11 protein-coding genes are annotated in these 19,407 nt (G+C 27.3%); 1 reads left to right on the top strand and 10 read right to left on the bottom strand.

The window, feature by feature from the left end:
* Positions 1-14: 14 nt before the first annotated feature.
* The 10 genes from B2694_RS01360 to B2694_RS01315 all read right to left on the bottom strand — a co-directional run bounded on the left by B2694_RS01360 (position 15) and on the right by B2694_RS01315 (position 15,163).
* Positions 15-2,063, bottom strand: a complete 2,049-nt coding sequence (locus tag B2694_RS01360; RefSeq protein WP_346884237.1) for a family 10 glycosylhydrolase — start codon at positions 2,061-2,063, stop codon at positions 15-17.
* Between the two features lie 190 nt (positions 2,064-2,253).
* On the bottom strand, positions 2,254-3,915 hold the full coding sequence (locus B2694_RS01355) for a glutamine--tRNA ligase/YqeY domain fusion protein (protein WP_346884236.1): 1,662 nt from the start codon (positions 3,913-3,915) through the stop codon (positions 2,254-2,256).
* Between the two features lie 248 nt (positions 3,916-4,163).
* A complete protein-coding gene (gene helD / locus B2694_RS01350) occupies positions 4,164-6,449 on the bottom strand; it encodes an RNA polymerase recycling motor HelD (RefSeq protein ID WP_346884235.1) in 2,286 nt (761 codons plus the stop codon).
* A gap of 220 nt (positions 6,450-6,669) precedes the next feature.
* Positions 6,670-8,259, bottom strand: a complete 1,590-nt coding sequence (locus B2694_RS01345; RefSeq protein WP_346884234.1) for a hypothetical protein — start codon at positions 8,257-8,259, stop codon at positions 6,670-6,672.
* The gene (locus tag B2694_RS01340; RefSeq protein WP_346884233.1) at positions 8,252-8,962 is read right to left on the bottom strand and encodes an ABC transporter ATP-binding protein; all 711 of its coding nucleotides are present in this window, start codon (positions 8,960-8,962) and stop codon (positions 8,252-8,254) included. Before B2694_RS01340 ends, B2694_RS01345 begins: the two co-directional genes overlap by 8 nt.
* Positions 8,963-9,573: 611 nt before the next feature.
* Positions 9,574-10,884 (bottom strand): erythromycin esterase family protein, encoded by a 1,311-nt coding sequence (locus B2694_RS01335; RefSeq protein WP_346884232.1) that lies wholly within the window; start codon positions 10,882-10,884, stop codon positions 9,574-9,576.
* A 42-nt stretch (positions 10,885-10,926) separates the two neighbouring features.
* Positions 10,927-11,337 (bottom strand): erythromycin esterase family protein, encoded by a 411-nt coding sequence (locus B2694_RS01330; RefSeq protein ID WP_346884273.1) that lies wholly within the window; start codon positions 11,335-11,337, stop codon positions 10,927-10,929.
* Positions 11,338-11,480: 143 nt separating this feature from the next.
* On the bottom strand, positions 11,481-13,223 hold the full coding sequence (locus B2694_RS01325) for an ABC transporter ATP-binding protein (RefSeq protein ID WP_346884231.1): 1,743 nt from the start codon (positions 13,221-13,223) through the stop codon (positions 11,481-11,483).
* A 43-nt stretch (positions 13,224-13,266) separates the two neighbouring features.
* Positions 13,267-14,592 (bottom strand): lanthionine synthetase C family protein, encoded by a 1,326-nt coding sequence (locus B2694_RS01320; RefSeq protein WP_346884230.1) that lies wholly within the window; start codon positions 14,590-14,592, stop codon positions 13,267-13,269.
* Positions 14,593-14,959: 367 nt separating this feature from the next.
* On the bottom strand, positions 14,960-15,163 hold the full coding sequence (locus B2694_RS01315) for a hypothetical protein (protein WP_346884229.1): 204 nt from the start codon (positions 15,161-15,163) through the stop codon (positions 14,960-14,962).
* A 599-nt stretch (positions 15,164-15,762) separates the two neighbouring features.
* Here B2694_RS01315 and B2694_RS01310 point away from each other — a divergent pair.
* Positions 15,763-18,963 carry a lantibiotic dehydratase gene (locus B2694_RS01310; protein ID WP_346884228.1) on the top strand — a complete coding sequence of 1,067 codons (3,201 nt, stop codon included), beginning with the start codon at positions 15,763-15,765 and terminating at the stop codon, positions 18,961-18,963.
* Positions 18,964-19,407 lie beyond the last annotated feature (444 nt).

The raw sequence follows: 19,407 nt of genomic DNA, 5'->3' as shown, positions 1-19,407 counted from the left end.
AATAATATTTCAAATTACCTTACTCTATTTATAACATCTTGCACTGCAGAAGGATTTATTCCTCCTCCTATCTCGTATACTAAGGATGCTTGTTTTGTACTTAAAACCTGTTTTTGATTGTTACTTAGTTCAGTGTCTACAAGCACTATAGGTGTCTTTAATTTTGCCGCTAATGGACCTGCTGTTAATGCATCTGCTAATACGTATCCCTTAGTAACACTAATCCCAGATTGAACTGAGTTAGTATAAAACTTTTTAATCACAGCTGCATTTGTATCATATCTATTAATACCTGCAACTCTATTTCCACTTACATCTGAAGATGTTATGGCGTTCACCTTAGATATTACAGAATCACCTATAATCCCCGTACCACCTATAAAATATGCATTTTGAAGTTTCTCTCCTTTTAACCATTCAAAAGAAGAATCTTTTAAAGAATTAGTTTCTGATAAAATTATTGGTTGTCTATCTTCTCCAGCCTTTGCTGATATAGATAGGGCATCTGCTTCTCCATATCCATAACATATATAAGCTTTATTTGTATCAATTATAGTATCTAATCTTTTTGCTACTAAAAGAGATGTGTCATATCTAGTTGAACCACCTAATCTTTCAACTGTTATGCTAGATTTTATACTTTTGATTTCATTAATTAGCTTATCATAAAGTACTCCTTTCCCACCAATTAAAATTACTTTAGATGGATTTAATCTCTTTAATTCAGTTTTTGTACTTTCAGGTAAAGTGTCAGCACTTGATAAAAGTATTGGAGCTCCATAAGCCGATGCTAATGGAGTTGCTACAAGGCCATCAGCATTTGCATAACCATTTACTAATAGTACAGTATTTGCGCTACTCCAACCTTCTTTACTTACCTTTACTGATGTTTCATATCTATTTATTCCCTTAAGTTGTTTATGTGTAACTTTATTTAATTGTTTTAATTTTGATTGAAGTGTACTATTTTCAGATATAAATTTTGCTCTAAAATATATATTTCCATCTACTTCTGAATTAGCTCTACTATAATTTACTTGTTTTTCTATTTGACTCGCTACCTCAGTTTTAGAAACATCATGTCCAATATAAAGTTTAACATTAGTTCCTTTAACTTGCTTTGCCCACCAATCTACAAGGGTTCCATAGGGAGCTGCACTATTTTCAAAAGTCCAATATATCTGAGGATTTATATAGTCAACCCATCCATTCTTTATCCATGCTACAGAATCACAATATATATCATAGTAGCTTTGTCCACCATTTGTAGCTGAACCAGCTGGATCAGTAGATGCATTTTTCCATATTCCTCTTGGGCTTACTCCAAAGGATACTGATGAGTTTATACTATTAATTTTAGTATATACCTTCTGAATTAATGTGTTGACATTAGCACGTCTCCAGTCATCTTTATTAATTCCATTACCATACTTACTGTAGCTAGTATCATCATTAAAAGATTTACTTGGATAGAAATAATCATCAAAATGAATTCCATCTACCTTGTAATTTTTCACCACTTCAGCTACAGTTTCCACTAAATAATTTACTACATCTGGATTGCCTGGATCATAATATAATGCATTGTTATAAGCTATAGCCCAGCTAGGGTTCTTCCTAGCCATATTATTTGATGCCAATGCATTTACGTCTGTACCAGAAGTCGTTATTCTATAGGGATTAAACCAAGCATGAAACTCCATTCCTCTTTTATGAGTTTCTTCAATCATAAATGCTAATGGGTCATATCCTGGATTCTTGCCTTGAGTTCCAGTAAGTATGTCAGACCAAGGATTAAGACTAGAATTATATAAAGCATCTCCCTTAGGTCTTACTTGTACTATAACACTATTTAATCCTGTTGCTTGTAGCTTGTCCAATAGTGTTATAAACTCTTGCTTTTGTTGAGCCTCATTGTTTCTAGCACCAACAGTTGGCCAATCAAGGTTCCAAACAGTGCTAATCCATGCGCCTCTCATCTCTTTAGTATCTGCAAAAGCAGTTGTGTTCATAACAGCAAATACTAAAAACATGCCTAGCAAACCAGTTAATATCTTTTTCATACTTCCTCCTTTATTCTTATATACAGTTTTTATACTTGTCCATATATTATTATTAACGCCCTTATACTCTTAAAGTTTATATTAACTCCTAAAAAGTAACAGATAATTCATATATAAACAGCTTATGAATTTAACATTAGACTTTATAAAAAATACTACCTCTTAATTTTAAAATTAAGAGGTAGTGTTTTTATTTTATTTTAAAAGAACTTTTTAAAGATACTATTCTGTTAAATACAGGTTTATTCTCTGTAGAATATTTAGAATCCACATTAAAATATCCATGTCTAAAGAACTGGAAACTTTCACCTTGTTTTACGCCCCTCACATTATCTTCAACATAACCCAGTAATACTTCTAAGGATTTTGGATTAACACATTCTAGGAAAGTTTTGTTTTCATCAATTTCTTCATCTTTTATTAAAGGTTCATATAGTCTAAATTCTGCTGGTATAGCAGAGCTAGCATCTACCCAATGTATTGTTCCCTTAACTTTTCTACCTGTAAATCCTGTTCCACTCTTAGTTTCCTTGTCATAAGTACAATGAATCTCAACAACTTTTCCAGATTCATCTTTTATAAAATCATTACACTTTATAAAGTATGCTCCCTTAAGTCTAACTTCATTTCCTGGGAATAATCTAAAGTACTTTTTAGGCGGTTCTTCCATAAAATCTTCTTCTTCAATATATATTTCTCTAGAAAATTGTACCATTCTTTTCCCCATGGATGGGTCATCTTGATTATTTTCAATCTCTAACATTTCAACTTCACCCTCAGGGTAGTTAGTTATAACCACCTTTAAAGGCCTAATAACTCCCATGGTTCTTGGTGCTTTAGTACTTAAATCTTCTCTAATAAAATGTTCTAATAATTGTTCATCTACAGTACTATCATTTTTTGCTACCCCTATTTCTCTACAGAAGTTTCTTATAGACTCAGGAGTATAACCACGTCTTCTTAATCCAGCTATAGTTGGCATTCTTGGATCATCCCATCCATCAGCAATACCTTCATCTACTAAAGCTTTAAGTTTTCTTTTACTCATTACTGTATTAGTAATATTTAGTCTTGCAAATTCTATTTGTCTTGGAGTACTTTCCATTTCACACGCTTCTACTACCCAATCATAAAGTGGTCTATGATCCTCAAATTCTAAAGTACAGATTGAGTGAGTTATGCCTTCTATAGCATCTTCTAGGGGATGTGCAAAATCATACATTGGATATACACACCATTTATCTCCTGTGTTATGATGTGCTGTATGAGATATACGATAGATTATAGGATCCCTCATATTTATATTAGGAGAGCTCATATCAATTTTAGCTCTTAAAACCTTCTCACCATCCTTAAACTCACCTTTTCTCATACGATCAAACAAGTCTAAGTTTTCTTTAACGGTTCTATTTCTGTAAGGACTTTCTTTTCCTGGTTCTTTTAAACTACCTCTATATTCTCTTATTTCATCAGGAGTTAAATCACATACAAAGGCTAATCCTTTTTTAATTAAGAGTACTGCCCTATTATACATTTCCTCAAAATAATCTGATGCAAAGTATAAATCATCCCAGTCAAACCCAAGCCATTTTATATCTTCTTTTATAGATTCAACATATTCAGTATCCTCTTTAGTAGGATTTGTATCGTCAAATCTTAAGTTTGTCTTTCCATTAAACTCATCTGCTAACTCAAAGTTTAAAACTATAGATTTTGCATGTCCTATATGTAAATATCCATTTGGTTCTGGTGGAAAACGAGTAATTATATTGTCATGTTTGTTGCTCTGTAAGTCATCCACCACTATTCTTTTAATAAAATTTGAAGATGTATTTCCTATATTTTCTCCCATAATAATCACTTCCTCTTATTATATTTTATTTAGGTTATTATCAAATAATTTAATAATATAATGGCATTCATATACCTTCATTATCGAAACATAATTCGTATTATCAATAAATTATCTAATTATTTTGACTTACACAACCTTAAATATATCATAATTTGCACTTTTTTTCTATTACCTTTAAAATTATAGTACAATAACTTCTATTTTAAACTATAACCTATTATTCCTTAGTGCAACTATGCTTATACCTATACAAGTAAAGAAGAAAGCACTCCATTATACATTACATATTGAAGATGTAATGCTCTAGTTAAAGCCACATATAGTAACTTTTTATCTAAGGCTTCATTGCTATACATATCTTCATTACAATTATAAACAATAGTTGCATCAAACTCTAACCCCTTGGTCATATAGCTAGGTATAATTAACTTATCTATATCTAATTTACTTTGACTCTCTTCTATAAGTTCCCATTTATATTTTGACTCCTTCTCAAGCCTTTTATGTAGTTCCTTGCACTCAGTATAGGTTTTGCAAATTATAGCTACAGTTTTTTTATTCTTACTATATATTTCTTCTAATAAAGAATCAATAACTCTTATTTCTTCATCTTCTCTAGCATTAATAACCCTAGGTTCATCTCCATGTCTTAATATAGGAAGAGCAGGTTTTATATTTAACTCTTGCTTTTCTAATACTCTGTTTGCAAACTCTATTATTTCTACTGTAGACCTATAGCTTTGGGATAAAGTTATATAAGTGGCATCTTCGTTAAATACCTTTTCTATTAAGCTTTCCCATGAGTTAATTCCTTTATAATTATAGATTCCTTGTCCTAAATCCCCTACTATAGTCATGGAGTTATTCTTTGATATCTCCTTCAATACACTAAACTGCATAATGCTATAATCTTGCGCTTCATCAATGACAGTATGAATATAGCTCTCTCCCACGACCCCTTCTAACTTCAATTGTAAGTACGTCAACGCCGTTAAATCATCACAGTCTATATTTTTAGCGGCAATATTTTTATTTATTTCATCTCTCATGTAATCAGCTAGCTTTTTAGGTAAGCAATTATCTGTTACATACGAAAATGCTTCTTCATCGTTATATAGATTTATATAGCTATCCACTACACTTATCTTCTTCCAATTACCAAAGAACTCTTTTAATGCCTTACTACCTTTAGTTTTTAGTCCTGCTATAAGCTCATCTCGTTCATCATAGGTTTTTATTATTTCTTTTCTCTTATCTTCCTCTGATATGGCTTTCCTATCTTTAATATCTTTTATCTTAAAAAAGTATAAATTTTCTATCTTTTCTTTAATTTCTTCTATTCGGCTTTTTAACTTACCTTTAAAATATTTATTTATTTCATCTTTTCTCTTGTTAATAGGTAAATTTTCTAAATCCTTTATATATAGTCTTTTTATTTCCTTTGCTGAAAATAAAATGTATTCATCAACTAATATATCCTCTACTTCAGAACTCTTTCTTTCTAAATATTTAATAAACCTATCCATGATGATTTTATAGGTCATTGTACCTTTTATCTTACTGGATGCAGTAATGTATTTAATTTCTTCCTCATCCTTACACTCCATTATGTGTGCAAGCTTTTTATCCTTAGTTATTATTTTATATTTAATGTTTAAAATTGCACTGCAAAGTTCTTCAAAGGTTGACTGTTTTACATTACTAACTCCTAAGTTTGGTAATATATCTGAGATATAGTCTAAAAATAACTGGTTTGGTGCAACTACTAGTATGTTCCTATTATTCATTTCATCTCCATAGGTATACACTAGGTAGGCTAATCTATGTAATGCTACCGTAGTCTTTCCCGAACCTGCAGAACCTTGAATAATTATAGGCTTATTTTTATATGCTCTAATAATTTCATTTTGTTCCCTTTGAATAGTATTTACTACATCCTTAAGCTTTTTACTCATATTTTCTTCTAAATTTATCTTTAAAAACTCATCTACTAGTTCTTCTCCATCTTCTGATACTGGAACTATTAACTCATTTACTCCCTCATCAAAGATATTTACTATTTTCCCATCCTTAACTTTGAATTTCCTTTTTAATAATAGGTCTCCTTGAATTTCTCCCATGGGGGCAGTATAAGATGCTGCTCCAAAAGTTCCACTATAATATAAATTGGCAAGAGGTGCTCTCCAATCAATGACAACCTCTTCGTTTTTAACTTCATCTATAAGTCCAAACTTACCAATATAAAAGCTCTCTACATCTCTTATCTTTTCCTTGAAATCAATTCTTGCAAAGTATGGATTATCTTTACTTTCATTATACTTATGCAAATCTTTATTTGCGAAGTCTTGAATATTTTGGGCTAAAATTAGTTCTGTACTAAAAGTACCCCTTGAAGATTTTTTAAGGGTTGCTACTTTCGTTTCATACTCTTCACACTTTTTCTCAGCGTTTAAAAGTTGCTTTTCTATCCATTCCTTAGTACTACTGAATTTCATTTCTTCCTTCAAAGTCTCTTTTCTATTAATTGTCATTGTTTTTCACCTCTCACTTCTTATATTTTTGAAAAAATATAGAGGAAAAATCCTTTGGATTCTTCCTCTTTGCTTATAATGTAATATTATTTTGTACATTAATTGTATAATTTTCTAAGAGCATATCATATCATAATGAAATATTTCTTTATTTATGAGTTGCCTATATATTATACATTAAAATTTTACAAATTCATAGAAGTTTTTTAATATTTGTTATCTATTTAAGCCTAAATGTCTTAGGTGCTAATTTATACACTAATGTTAATGCTATAATCATATATATTACAGTGAATATGATTACTCCTAAACTAAATATATAGGAAGAGCTATCAATTCCTGAACACATATAACAAACTACATACATTACTGTATTAATTCCTCTGAATAGTGGGCTTTTGACCTCTAAGTTAGCAGTATATGGCTGAATTATATAATATACCGCTAAATGATGTATGGAAAAAAAGCAAGCCAAGGCTATTATACTTAAAAATAAATAACTTAATTCTAATATTGCCTTAGGGTCTCCAGATGCTATTAGTATGAAAATTATACAACAGCAAATTACTAAAGCAGGAAGAATATTAAAAACAACTACCCTTTTTAACCTAGATTTAAAATTAGAAAATATAGCTTCTCTTTGTCTATAGTACCCATATCTAAGTAAGCTTATATCACAATTAAAAAACATAGCTTTACAAATTCTTTCTGTAGTAGATAAAAAGTACATTACAAATATCCAACTAGAAGTTTTATTCTTGAAAAAATCTGTAATACCTACTTTATCACTTGGCTTCCACAATATAAATCCAATGGCAACCATTGTTACTATAAGACTTCCTATAATTATATATTTTGAAGACTTTGATAAAAGTTTTTTGTATCTTTTGAAAAATATAGCATTAAGATATTCATAGCCTTGCTTATTTTCATAGATATTGGAATTCAAGTCTTCTACTTTTATCTTCTTCTCATTTATTTCTACATCTTTAAACTGAACATCTTTTACTAATTTTTGTTTCTCTAAAACATTATCCTTAGTGCATATAATTTTACCAATATCCTTAAATCTTTTGTATTTAAAGATATATCTAAGAGATAAAACTGACAATAAAAATAATAGGATAATAATCCTGTAATCATATATCCACCTATGAAGTCCTATATTAACATGAAAAAATAAAGGAACATAAGCTAGTAAAGGACAAATAATCACCAATGTCCCAATAAATATATCCATATTTGATATCATCTTGTTAAATCTACTAAATACAAATAAATGAATAAACTCCCATATGAATCTAATGAGTATAAACTCAAAGGTCAAAATTAATCCCTTTACTGGAGAAAACAGTACCATCATCACGGGAGTAAAATGTATAAAAGCTAAAATTCTGGTATAAACCATTTCACTTATAAAGTACTTTTTAGCATCCACCCTCATTAATCTTATCATGTTGAAAGGTTTTTCATCTCGTGGCATTAAAGTAGTATTTATAATAGGTCCTAGAATAAAGCTTAAAATAAAAAATATTTGAAGAGCTACTTCCTGTAAATTTCCGCTTTCCTTTGAGAGGTACAGAGCAGGAAGTGCTATCATCACACCTATATAAACAGCTTTTTTAATAAAGCCAAATAAAAAAGACATTACTTCAAATATAATTCCAAGAGTAACTTTAGCCTTTGTTTTACTGTAAAGACTCTCTGGAACTTTTTTACCTATTAGTGGAATCCTCTTGATGAAATATATGAATGTATTTGCACCTTGTGCAAAGGAGAATTTGTATGTATTAGTAAAAGTTCTAATCATAACTGTCCTCCTTTAAAATTTCCATGATGCTTTCCTCAAACTTTCCACTTCTTATAAGTTCACTTGGAACTTGCTCTAATATTCCATGATTAAGAACTACTATTTCATCACATAAATCCATGGCAAGTTGTAATATATGGGTTGAAAATATAATTATATGCTCACTCTTTATTTCCTTTAATAAATTTTTAATTTCTAGTGCCACAATTACATCAAAAGAACTTAATGGTTCATCTAATAAAATTACCGGAGGTCTACTTATTAAAAAGCATAACATCTGGAGCTTGTTCTTCATTCCATGAGAATAGGTTTTAATTAATCTATGACTATCAGCCTTAGATATTTTTATGATATTTAAATATTCCTCTACGGTCTTAATGTCATTAATCTTATCCTTATTTATATCTATATAGAATTTAACAAACTCATAACCTGTTAAAAACTCTGGTAATACTGGATCTGCAAAAACAAATCCTATATTAGAATAATCTAACTCTGCTTCATTACCCACTCCATTCTCTAAGATGACCTCCCCTGAATCTTTGCTTACCTCTCCACTTATACAATTAAATAAAGTAGTTTTACCTGCACCATTTCTTCCTAATAGGCCATATATCTTTCCTTTTTCAAAGGTAAAAGATGCTTCTTTTAACACCACTTTATTTTCAAAACTTTTTTGTATATCCTTTAATATTAACTCCACTTTTCTCCCCCTAATCTTCTCAAACCCGCATGGGCAGAACAACTATTTAACTAGTTAAATAGTTAAATAGTTATATTTATAAATATTAAACTAGTTTCCTATATAAATATTTATATAGGAAAATTTTTTCATATATCCTATTAACTATTAAATCACATATTTTACAAATTATCTATTTAAAATAGTAGGTTATTATGAAATAATAGGATAAAGGTTATTCTTATATTATAATTTTCTAAGTAATAACTTAGAATCAAGAATAAATGTTAACTAAGCTCGTTTATGAACATTTTACTTTTAAGGAGTTGTATTAAATGGAGAATTTAGAGAAATTTCGAAACTTTATGAAATCTAGCTTTTCAACAGAAGAGGATGAAGGGGAGTACGAGTTATCTGATCAACAAAAAAATTACCTTACTTTAATTTATTAACTACTAGAGATAATTTCCTATTAATTAATAGCATTTCTTCAATATTTATAAATAGTATGAAATACAAACACCAATTTATATAAATAGTCATATAAATTGGTGTTATATATTCTTATATATTCATACTATCCATTAAATTATACATATCATATAAAATTAAGTATTTATAAAGTTAATGGCTTATTGTATTTTGGAAGGTGTAGTCTCTTTTATATATATTAATCCATCAAACAAATTTTTAGGTATATATTGAAAGCTTTTTGGAATACTCTCATCATAAAATGCATTACTAAAATTAAAAATTTGATTCTTTGATAGTATTTCTGATAACTCCTTATTCTCAGATGCTGAATTAAAATCTAAAAATGATATAGGTACCTGGGTTTTATCAAATTTGTACGCTAAATATTCAGAAGCACTAATATCTATATCTGATTTTGTAAAACTATTAGTAGACATACCATCATATACATTAAAACTTCCTCTAGAAAATTCAAAGCCTATAGAATAATATTCATCTCCATACATTTCCTTTAAACTTTTACCCATATATTTATAAATATCATCCATAGATGAAACATGTATATTGTGTGCCCATAGCATAACTTTATCATTTCCTAATTTACCTTCATGCTCTTGTATCCATTTAACATTGGTCGCCATATATTTATCTCGTAAATTACTTGCTGCAACTGATAGGACAAATGGATGTATACTTTTATTAGCTTCTATGCGATATTCTACACATTGGGATAGAAGATTTAGATTCCATATAGCTAACTCATACTCATTCTGTAAGTTGTTATTAAAGTACTTTTCTTTTGAATTCTCCATATCTTTCTTAACTTCATTTATATTTAATAGAATACTATCAAGTTGTTCAGCTGTAAGAGCTTTAATATCATTTCTATATATTGTGTTTAAAGTATCTTCTTCCACCTTAGTCTGTAGCTCTTTGTCTAGTTCCCCTAAATAATAACTAAGTTTAGGAAGTGTATCTAATATATCAACAATATCCATCCCATAGAATTTAATCTTTTCTTTATGAGATGGATCATTATTATATTCCTTCATCCACTTTATCATGTTTTTTATTTCTTCCGTTCTATATAATTCAGGTAAAGAATCCTCTACATTACCTTCTCCCTTTAAAATATAATCATTTATTACTTGTCCAGCTCCACCATTACATTCCATAACAAAGACTCTATAGCCCATCTCTTCTACTAAAAATTCAAAGAATCTATGTTTCATCTTAAAGAATTCACTAGTGCCATGAGTTGCTTCCCCCATAGCAACTATTTTTTTATCTTTTAATATGTCCTTAAGCGGCATTAAATCTTCAAATCCATTACCAGCTTCCACTGTACTTATTGGTATTACACTTTTTTTCAAAGCCTTTACTTCTGGATTTTCATTTACCTTTGAACAAGCTGTTAAACAAAGAATAGAGATTAAACACGTTGATATAAGTTTTAGTTTCTTTTTCATATTCATTATCCCCCCATTAAGCTATTATTTTAGTATATGAGCTTAGACTCTGTAGTTTCTTTTATATATTAATCCATCAAATAAGTTTCTAGGTGAATACATAAAAGAATGTGATACTTCACTACCTAAATAATTATCTCCAAATACATGAATATATGGTCTGTTTGATAAAAATTCAGATACGTCACTGTTTGTAGAAGCAGATTTGAAATCCAAGAACGAAATAGGTATCTTTGTTTTATCAAAAGAATAACATAAGTAATTAGAGTCATTATTATCTATATGAAAGGCCTCATAAATTCCAGAGCTTTCACCACGTGAAGTAAAATATCCCCTTGAGAACTCAAATCCTATAGAGTAATACTCATCTTCATATTTATCCTTAAGTCTTTTTCCCATATATGTATACTCCTCATCATTGTGAGTAACAAGTATATTATGAGTACATAACATAATCGTATCATTTCTTTCATCCATTCTATAATATTTTTTATTTCTTCTGTTCTACTTACAGCAAATTTAGTATATACTAAAGCCTCTTCTAAACCTCCTTTACCAGCTACTACTGTAATTATTTGTATTTCACTTATTCTCCTTTAATAATTAACTTTAACAATTTGTCCACCTTCTAATTTATAAATACTATCACATATTGAAAGAGCTGCCGGTCTATGAGTTATTATTATACATGTAGGTTTATAGGATAATTGACTTAAGTAAGAAACAATTTTACATTCTGTAACCTCATCTAAAGATGACGTAACTTCATCCAATAAAAGTATAGGCCGTTTTCTTATTAATGCTCTAGCAATAGCTATTCTTTGTGCTTGTCCTTCAGAAATACCTATACCATTCTCTCCAATTAAAGTATCAAATCCATTCTCTAACTTATCAATAAATTCTAGTGCACAACTCTGAATAGCTGCCTCTTTTAATTCACCAAAAGTTGCATTATTATTTCCATATCTTATATTTTCTTCTATAGTTCCTGAAAAAAGGGTGTTTCCTTGAGGAATATAGGAGATTAATTCTCTATAATTAGTCTTTATACTTTCATTCATATTTATATTTGTTGGTATACTTACATTTACTTCACCTTCACTACATTCTAACAGTGAAAGCATTAATTTAGCTAAAGTTGTCTTTCCAGACCCTGATGGTCCTACTAGGGCTATTATTTCCCCTTGATTTATACTTAAATTAACCCGATCTAATATCTTAGCTTTATCATCATTGTAATTAAACGTTACATTTTTTAATTCTATAACTGAGTCTGAAGAAACTACTTCTTTAACATGTACGTTTTTATCTTCAATTGATATATTCTCAATCTCTCTAACCCTTTCTACAGCTGCTATGCATTGTGCAAATGTGGGAATTATTTCTGCAATTGATGATATAGGATACTGTACATTACTATAAAGCTGAAGTATCGCAGTAAGTGTACCATAAGTAGTTTTTCCACTACAAATATTAATTACTCCCCAACTAAATACTATAAAATAAATAAATGTTGAATAAAAGTTTATAGAAAGTCCTGACAAAGAACTTATTTTAACATTTTTTATATATAAACTTAATTTATTTTCTTGTATAATTTTAAGTTTACTAATACTTACTTTTTCTTTGCAAAATGACTTTACTACAAGTATATTTTTTAATGTTTCCTGAATAAATGAATTATACTTTACTTCTTCATTTTGAATTTCTTTATAAACTTCTTTTAACCTAATACTTATCTTGGAATTAATTATAAATAGTAATGGTCCAGAAACTAATGCAATAATACCTATTTGAAAAGATAACCTTATTAATACTAATAATGAAATAACAAATGTTATAATTAATGAAATTAAATTAGGAATAGTCTCTAAAATAACATCAGATATAATATTTATATCTGATGTTATTCTTGTCAATAAATTCATACTATGATACTTCATTATACTTCCATATTTACTATAACAAATATGTTTAAAAATTTTATTTTGTAATAAATTTTTAAATTTTAGGGAAGACTTCGCTGTAAGAATTGAAATTAATGGATTTAAAAATACTTTTATAAATGTAATAACTGAAAATATTATAAGACATATCCACATATTCCCTACATCCCTGTTTATAGCGTAATCAATAAGCGATTTTGATAATAAAGCTGCATATATTCCAGCAATTGACATAAAACAATTAATTATGATTATTATAATTTGATATGGAATTATAGGTATTGACTCCATTAATAACCACTTAATACACCTAAATGATTTTTGTTTAACTTTTCCTTTCTCATTATTTTTTGAATAAATAATACCTTTTTTAGATATCCTTACATCATTCATAATTACTCTCCAGTCTTCTAATTATTATAAACTTACTATTTATCTAAATTAATCCCATATGTCTTAGCCAGATAGGTTTGTCCCATTTATAAGTTACTAATAAAGCTAATGCTATTCCTACATTCCCTTCTAAAAAGTTAACTTTATCTTCTTTAATTATATTATTATTGTATTTATCAATAATAATATCTTGAAATCCATATTTATTATTTGTATTAAAATAACTAACAATAGTATTAGAATATTTAAATATAGCATCTTTAAATATTTTATTTTTCGTATCTAAATACATTGTATAAATACAAGCTAATAATCCAGCATATCCGTGGCATACTATAGGCGAACCTAAATTTAATTGATTATAACTTGTATTACATATATTAATCATAACTTGAGTAGCTAAATCTTTTCCTTCATTATCCCCTAATTCATTAGCTGCTAGAAATACCGCTCTTGCAATACCTGGAGTTCCATAACACCAACTGGCTCCATTACTAAACCTTCTATAATTATGATTAACATAATCTTTCAAATCTAATATTCCAGGCCAACAATATTTTTTATTTTCAATATATATATTATTTTTTAATAAATCCAGTATCTTTTTCATGCATTGTCTTTGTCCTTGAACTTCAATTTCTTCCTTTAGGCAAATTGATAAAGTAGCCAATACACCAGCTATTCCATGTGATAAACTAAAGTTTAAACTACCATTTGGAAATAAGTCTTTATTAGGGTAATGCTGATTTTCTGATTTTATATAAAACATAGGTACATTGTATCCATCTACATTTACTTCATCCATAAGCAAAATTAACCATTCTATGATCTCAAGAATAGTTTTTTTTATATGTTTATGTGATTTAAATTGTACTAAATATAAACATATTCCAGACAGTCCACTAATTAAATCGTAGTCTTCCACTAATATTTCTTTATTGTTCTGTTTTAAACTTTTCAATTTAACTTTAGTTTGTTCTAGAATCAAGTTATTTAATCCCTTTAAAAAAACATCATAGTATGTAGTTTTTTTAGCTAGTGCATATATACTAAAAGCTACATCAGAGTTCCCTTCAAAGTTGCAAGGCATTATATAATATCCCATTTCATCAAGTATATTTTTTACTTTCTTCATGTTATCAAGAACTAGGCCATCCCAATCAATATCTTCGTCTAATACATCTTTAATTTCTGCTAATAATAAACATATTGCAGAATAATTAAATAAGTTAGTATACTTATCTTTAAAAGTTAAACCTGAGTTAGAATCTAACTCACTCATTAATTTAGTAGTTATGAAATTAATTATATCTAATATTTTCTTATCATATTCATTTTTACTATATAATACAGATTTAATATAATTCACGGCTTCACCTCATGTTTCAAAATTTATCATTTATAATAATCATTAAATGTTTACCATTATATTCATTAAATGTAACTTTTAAAATTAACACATCATTTTTAGGACTTTAAAATATGTACATTTTCATGCATAGTATATTTATTTAATTTGAAACTTACTAATAATTTTATCCAAACTCTTATTTTTGCTTAAAAATATTATTATGTACCTTTTCACCTATAAATCTTATATTACTTATATTTAATAACTTAAAATACTCAACTTCCAGTGTACACACTATTAAAAAAATACTAAATCTTAAACTCATTGTTCTAATTTAATATTGAAAAGAGATTCATATATATGAATCTCTTTTTTAGTTTTTGTTTTAAAACTGCCCACATTTCACAAATATGCTATTTTTAGTTATAGATTGAGTTGAAGGTGCAGGACAGTTACCAGTAGGCATCGGAGGTAAAGTTATAAAACCACTACCACCACCAATTCCACTTGAATCTTGAGTTGGTTTTGTATAATTAATTCCACTTCCTTCATTCTTTTGTAAATCTAAACTGAAACTATTATTATTCATTTAATCACCTCCTTTCAATATATAATTATGTAAACCTTTCCTTTGCAATACAGTCCTATAAAACAAAGTAAGGATACAGTTAAAATAGTTAATATCATCAGAAATTTATTATTAATCTATTTATTGTTAATATTCTGTATATTGTTAAGATAATTACTTAGTTAATATATCCATATAATCTTTACCACCTATCAATACTCTTAATATCTTAATACCCTTACCCTTATGCATTAGCTTGTCCATAATCACCTTATTAATACCACCACTTTATAAATAATACTCTATATTCTTAAACACAATTTCTTAACACACTTTTTTAACTGTTAATTGTCTTCTACAAGTTACATTATATATATAATTTCCATAAATGTAAATACAATTATTTGAAATTTTACAAATAAAATTTTGTAATACGATTATTTACAAATATTTTTTTTTAATATATAATGTTGTTTAACTATTTATAATTCTCTATATTTCTTAAATATATTTAAATTAAACACTAATTTTCTGTAATTTTAATTATTCATATATAAATTTCATACATGAGGTTCATTTATATATAAAATTCAATATAAATATAGAAAGAAGCTGAAAACATGAATTTAGAATTATTTAAAGCTGCAGACTTTTTTATGATTAGAACACCGTTATATCCAATAGACTTATATAAAAATTTATTCAGAATTAATGAATTAAATTATAATGAATTAAATTATCTTTTTAGTAATAAAATTATCATTGAAGCTATTGACGTATCTAGCTTGTCACTCTATGAATCAATGAAAAATTCAAATGTATGCATTGACAATAAATGCAAGAGTAAAATCGTAGATTCTTTTATCAAATATTTAATAAGGATGAGTACAAGAACTACTCCATATGGTCTTTTTTCAGGAATTAATGTGGGTTTTTTTGATGATTCCTCTGATATTAAATTAAGTCAACAAGAAAATTTTATTAAAAGTACTAGAATAGATATGGAATGGTGTTATAAAGTTATTAAAATGATAGAAAAAGATGAGTCAATAATGCAAGAATTAAAACTAACTAAAAATAATATAGTTTATGAAACAGGTTCCAGACTTAAAATCCCATACATTAGTAATATGGGAGATTATGTAACAGACAAAAAAACAAGATCCCACACAAGTTCTATTACGAATTCAAATATGGTGAAATATTCAATGAGTTTATGTGAAAATCCTATAAAGTTTATAGATTTATTCAATCATTTAAAAGACTTAAATAAAGATGTGGAAGATAGCACAATAAAAAATTTTATATATCAATTATTAGAAAATGAATATCTCATATCCGAACTAAGACCTCCTATAGTGAATACTAATCCCCTAAATTATATCCTTGATATTTTAAGTAAACTTAAATTTAACCCTAATATATATTTTAAACTTATAGAAATTAAGGCTCTTATTGAAAAATATAATAAAACAAGTGTTGGACAAGGGGAAGATATCTATAATGAATTAATAACTAAAATGAAGCTAATTATTGAAACTAAAGACTATGTTCAAGTTGATATGAAATCAGTTTCTAAAAATGATATTAAGCTTAATAAAAAAATTAAGCAGTCAATAGAGGAATTTGCATCTTTATTCTACTTAATTAGTGAAGATTCTAGCAAAAAAAGTCTCATGGCTTATAAGCAGTCTTTTGAAGAGAAGTATGGAATATATAGAGAGGTTCCATTACTGGAGCTTATGGATTCTAATATAGGTCTAGGTTTTTATGACAAATATGCAAACATTGAAAATATACATGATTCCCGTTATTATATCTCCGTTGGAAAAAAGAAGTCTATAAATAAGTATTTGTATGATAAGATTATAGACGCCTTAAAGAAAAATATAAATGAAGTAAAAATTGAAGCTTTAGAACTAGAGACTATATTAGATAAGTATGAATTAAATAGATTTACACCTATTCCCTCATCTATGGAAATATATGTAAACATAATTGCTAACTCTTGTTCAGACATTGATAACGGAGATTTTTTAATATGTTTAGGTCCCACAATAGGTTCTAATGGAGCTGGAAAAAGCTTTGGAAGATTTTCAGAGTTACTAGATGATAGTATTCATCATTTAAAAAAGTTAAATGAAATGGAATCAGACTTAAATGATAATGAAATACTAGTAGCAATTAATGAAACTCCAATGTATGGCAGACATGGAAATGTAACTACTGTATCTTCAAATAGAAAATATGAAATTAGTCTTTCTACCAATAATTCTAATGATATAAAATCAATAGCGTTATCAGATTTATATATAGGTATAGATAATAATAGATTTTTTGTTAAATCTAAAACAATGAATAAAAGAATAAAATTCAAATCCGAAAGTATGATTAATCCGATATTCTGCAGTGACATCACCAAGTTCTTAATTGAAATATCAGATTGTTCTTCAAAACAATTATTTTCATTTTTATTAGATGATGATTTCTTAGAACTTAATTATATACCTAGGATATCATACAAAAATATAGTATTGATTCCAGAGCAATGGAAACTTTCTCTAAATGCATTAAATCTTGATTATAAAAGTGTAGATAAACATAACTTTCATACTAAAATAAACGAATGGATTTCTAATAATAAGATTCCTCAATATATATTTATGAAAGAAAGTTCATATTCAGATAATAGATTATTATTAAATTTAGATGTCTTAGAACATCTAGATATATTATTTGAAGTATTAAAGAAGGATGCTAAAGAAATTATAGTTACTGAAACCTTAGAAATGGAAAATAATCTAATTGCACAAGGAAGTGATGGAAAATACTTTTCTGAATTTATAATTCCTTTAGTAGTAAATAAAAATTCACAACCTAGCCATAAAACATTTTTAAACTATTCTACAAGTTCTAACTATATAAACAATAGAGCTAATACTCCGACATTTAGTCCTGATAGATGTTTTCTACCAGGTAGTGAATGGGTATATATGAAACTATACGGATTAGGAGATAGAACAAATGAATTTATAGGATTTGAATTATTACCTTTCTGTGAAACATTAAAAAGCAATAATGAGATCGAAAAATTCTTTTTCTTAAGATATAGCGACAACGGTGGAAGCTTACGCCTTAGATTAAAATTAAATAAATCACATAAAAAAAATGATTTATTAGATAAATTAAATATATGGTTTAACGAATTGATTAATAAACAAATAATATCTTCAATAGACTTTGATTCTTATTTTAGAGAAATAGAACGCTACGGAGGTAATCAACTAATAGATTATGCTGAAAATATATTTTGTGATGATAGCATATTTGTTTCTAATATTATAAAACTCATAAGAACTAATGCTTTAAATCTAGAATTGGAAGAAATTGCCGTTATAGGTATACTCAGTATATTAAATGAATTAGGTCTAGACTATTATACTCAGAAAGATATTTTCATAACTTTATATGATAAAAATGAATATAGAGACTTGTTTAACCAAAAAAGAAACCTTTATTTACAAATATCAGATTTTAATATTACTTTACCATTTAGAGATGAATTTACTGATCGTTCTCTTATTATAAAATTACTAGAATTAAGAAAAAAAAGTTTAAATTCTTTTGCTGAAAAAATGAACTCTGTTGATAACTCTGGTAACTTAACTAATAGTAAATTGGATATAGTGCTAAGTATTATTCATATGTTTTGCAATAGATTAAATGGTAATCTTGAGTTTGAAAATAAAGTAATGTGTTTAACAAGGCATTGTCTACAATCATTACAATTTTGGAAAGATAAACAAAATAATTTAAAATAAACTATAAATAAAACATCTAATCTTATACTTTGTGTATAATTAGATGTTTTATACTTTATACTTGAATCTATGCAATTTATATATAAGTTCCTTAAATTAATTCAAGCCTGTATTACCGAAAATACATTTAACATAAATTATATTAATACGTTCACTAATTGCGTATTTAATTTCCTTTTATTTCAAATAATTATTTATACATCTTTCATACTTATTACAAGCATAAAATTCCTCCATTTTACCTAAGTAAAATTTAAGGTGTCCTTTTTATATGAATTAACCATAATTATTAATCATAATTGACATTTATAAGGTGGCATTAATACTTTCTTTCTACATATAAAATGTATCACAATTTAGTATATTAAAATAATTCTATATTTTCTTTTAATATATTCAAAGATATTTAAATAAAATTCAACTTATATTTGACATAAAATTATT

Origin of the sequence: Clostridium sp. UBA4395, from assembly GCF_002390995.1 — a bacterium.
GTDB lineage: Bacteria > Bacillota > Clostridia > Clostridiales > Clostridiaceae > Clostridium_J > Clostridium_J sulfidigenes.
The sequence above is the reverse complement of the archived record's forward strand: the minus strand, read 5'-3'. Positions and strand labels throughout refer to the sequence as shown.

Bases quoted from the DNA above. Each gene is read 5' to 3' on its own strand.
- B2694_RS01310 (WP_346884228.1), top strand. From the start codon at position 15,763: ATGAATTTAGAATTATTTAAAGCTGCAGACTTTTTTATGATTAGAACA.
- B2694_RS01330 (WP_346884273.1), bottom strand. From the start codon at position 11,337: ATGTTATGTACTCATAATATACTTGTTACTCACAATGATGAGGAGTAT.
- B2694_RS01325 (WP_346884231.1), bottom strand. From the start codon at position 13,223: ATGAATGATGTAAGGATATCTAAAAAAGGTATTATTTATTCAAAAAAT.
- B2694_RS01335 (WP_346884232.1), bottom strand. From the start codon at position 10,884: ATGAAAAAGAAACTAAAACTTATATCAACGTGTTTAATCTCTATTCTT.
- B2694_RS01360 (WP_346884237.1), bottom strand. From the start codon at position 2,063: ATGAAAAAGATATTAACTGGTTTGCTAGGCATGTTTTTAGTATTTGCT.
- B2694_RS01355 (WP_346884236.1), bottom strand. From the start codon at position 3,915: ATGGGAGAAAATATAGGAAATACATCTTCAAATTTTATTAAAAGAATA.
- B2694_RS01315 (WP_346884229.1), bottom strand. From the start codon at position 15,163: ATGAATAATAATAGTTTCAGTTTAGATTTACAAAAGAATGAAGGAAGT.
- B2694_RS01345 (WP_346884234.1), bottom strand. From the start codon at position 8,259: ATGATTAGAACTTTTACTAATACATACAAATTCTCCTTTGCACAAGGT.
- helD (WP_346884235.1), bottom strand. From the start codon at position 6,449: ATGACAATTAATAGAAAAGAGACTTTGAAGGAAGAAATGAAATTCAGT.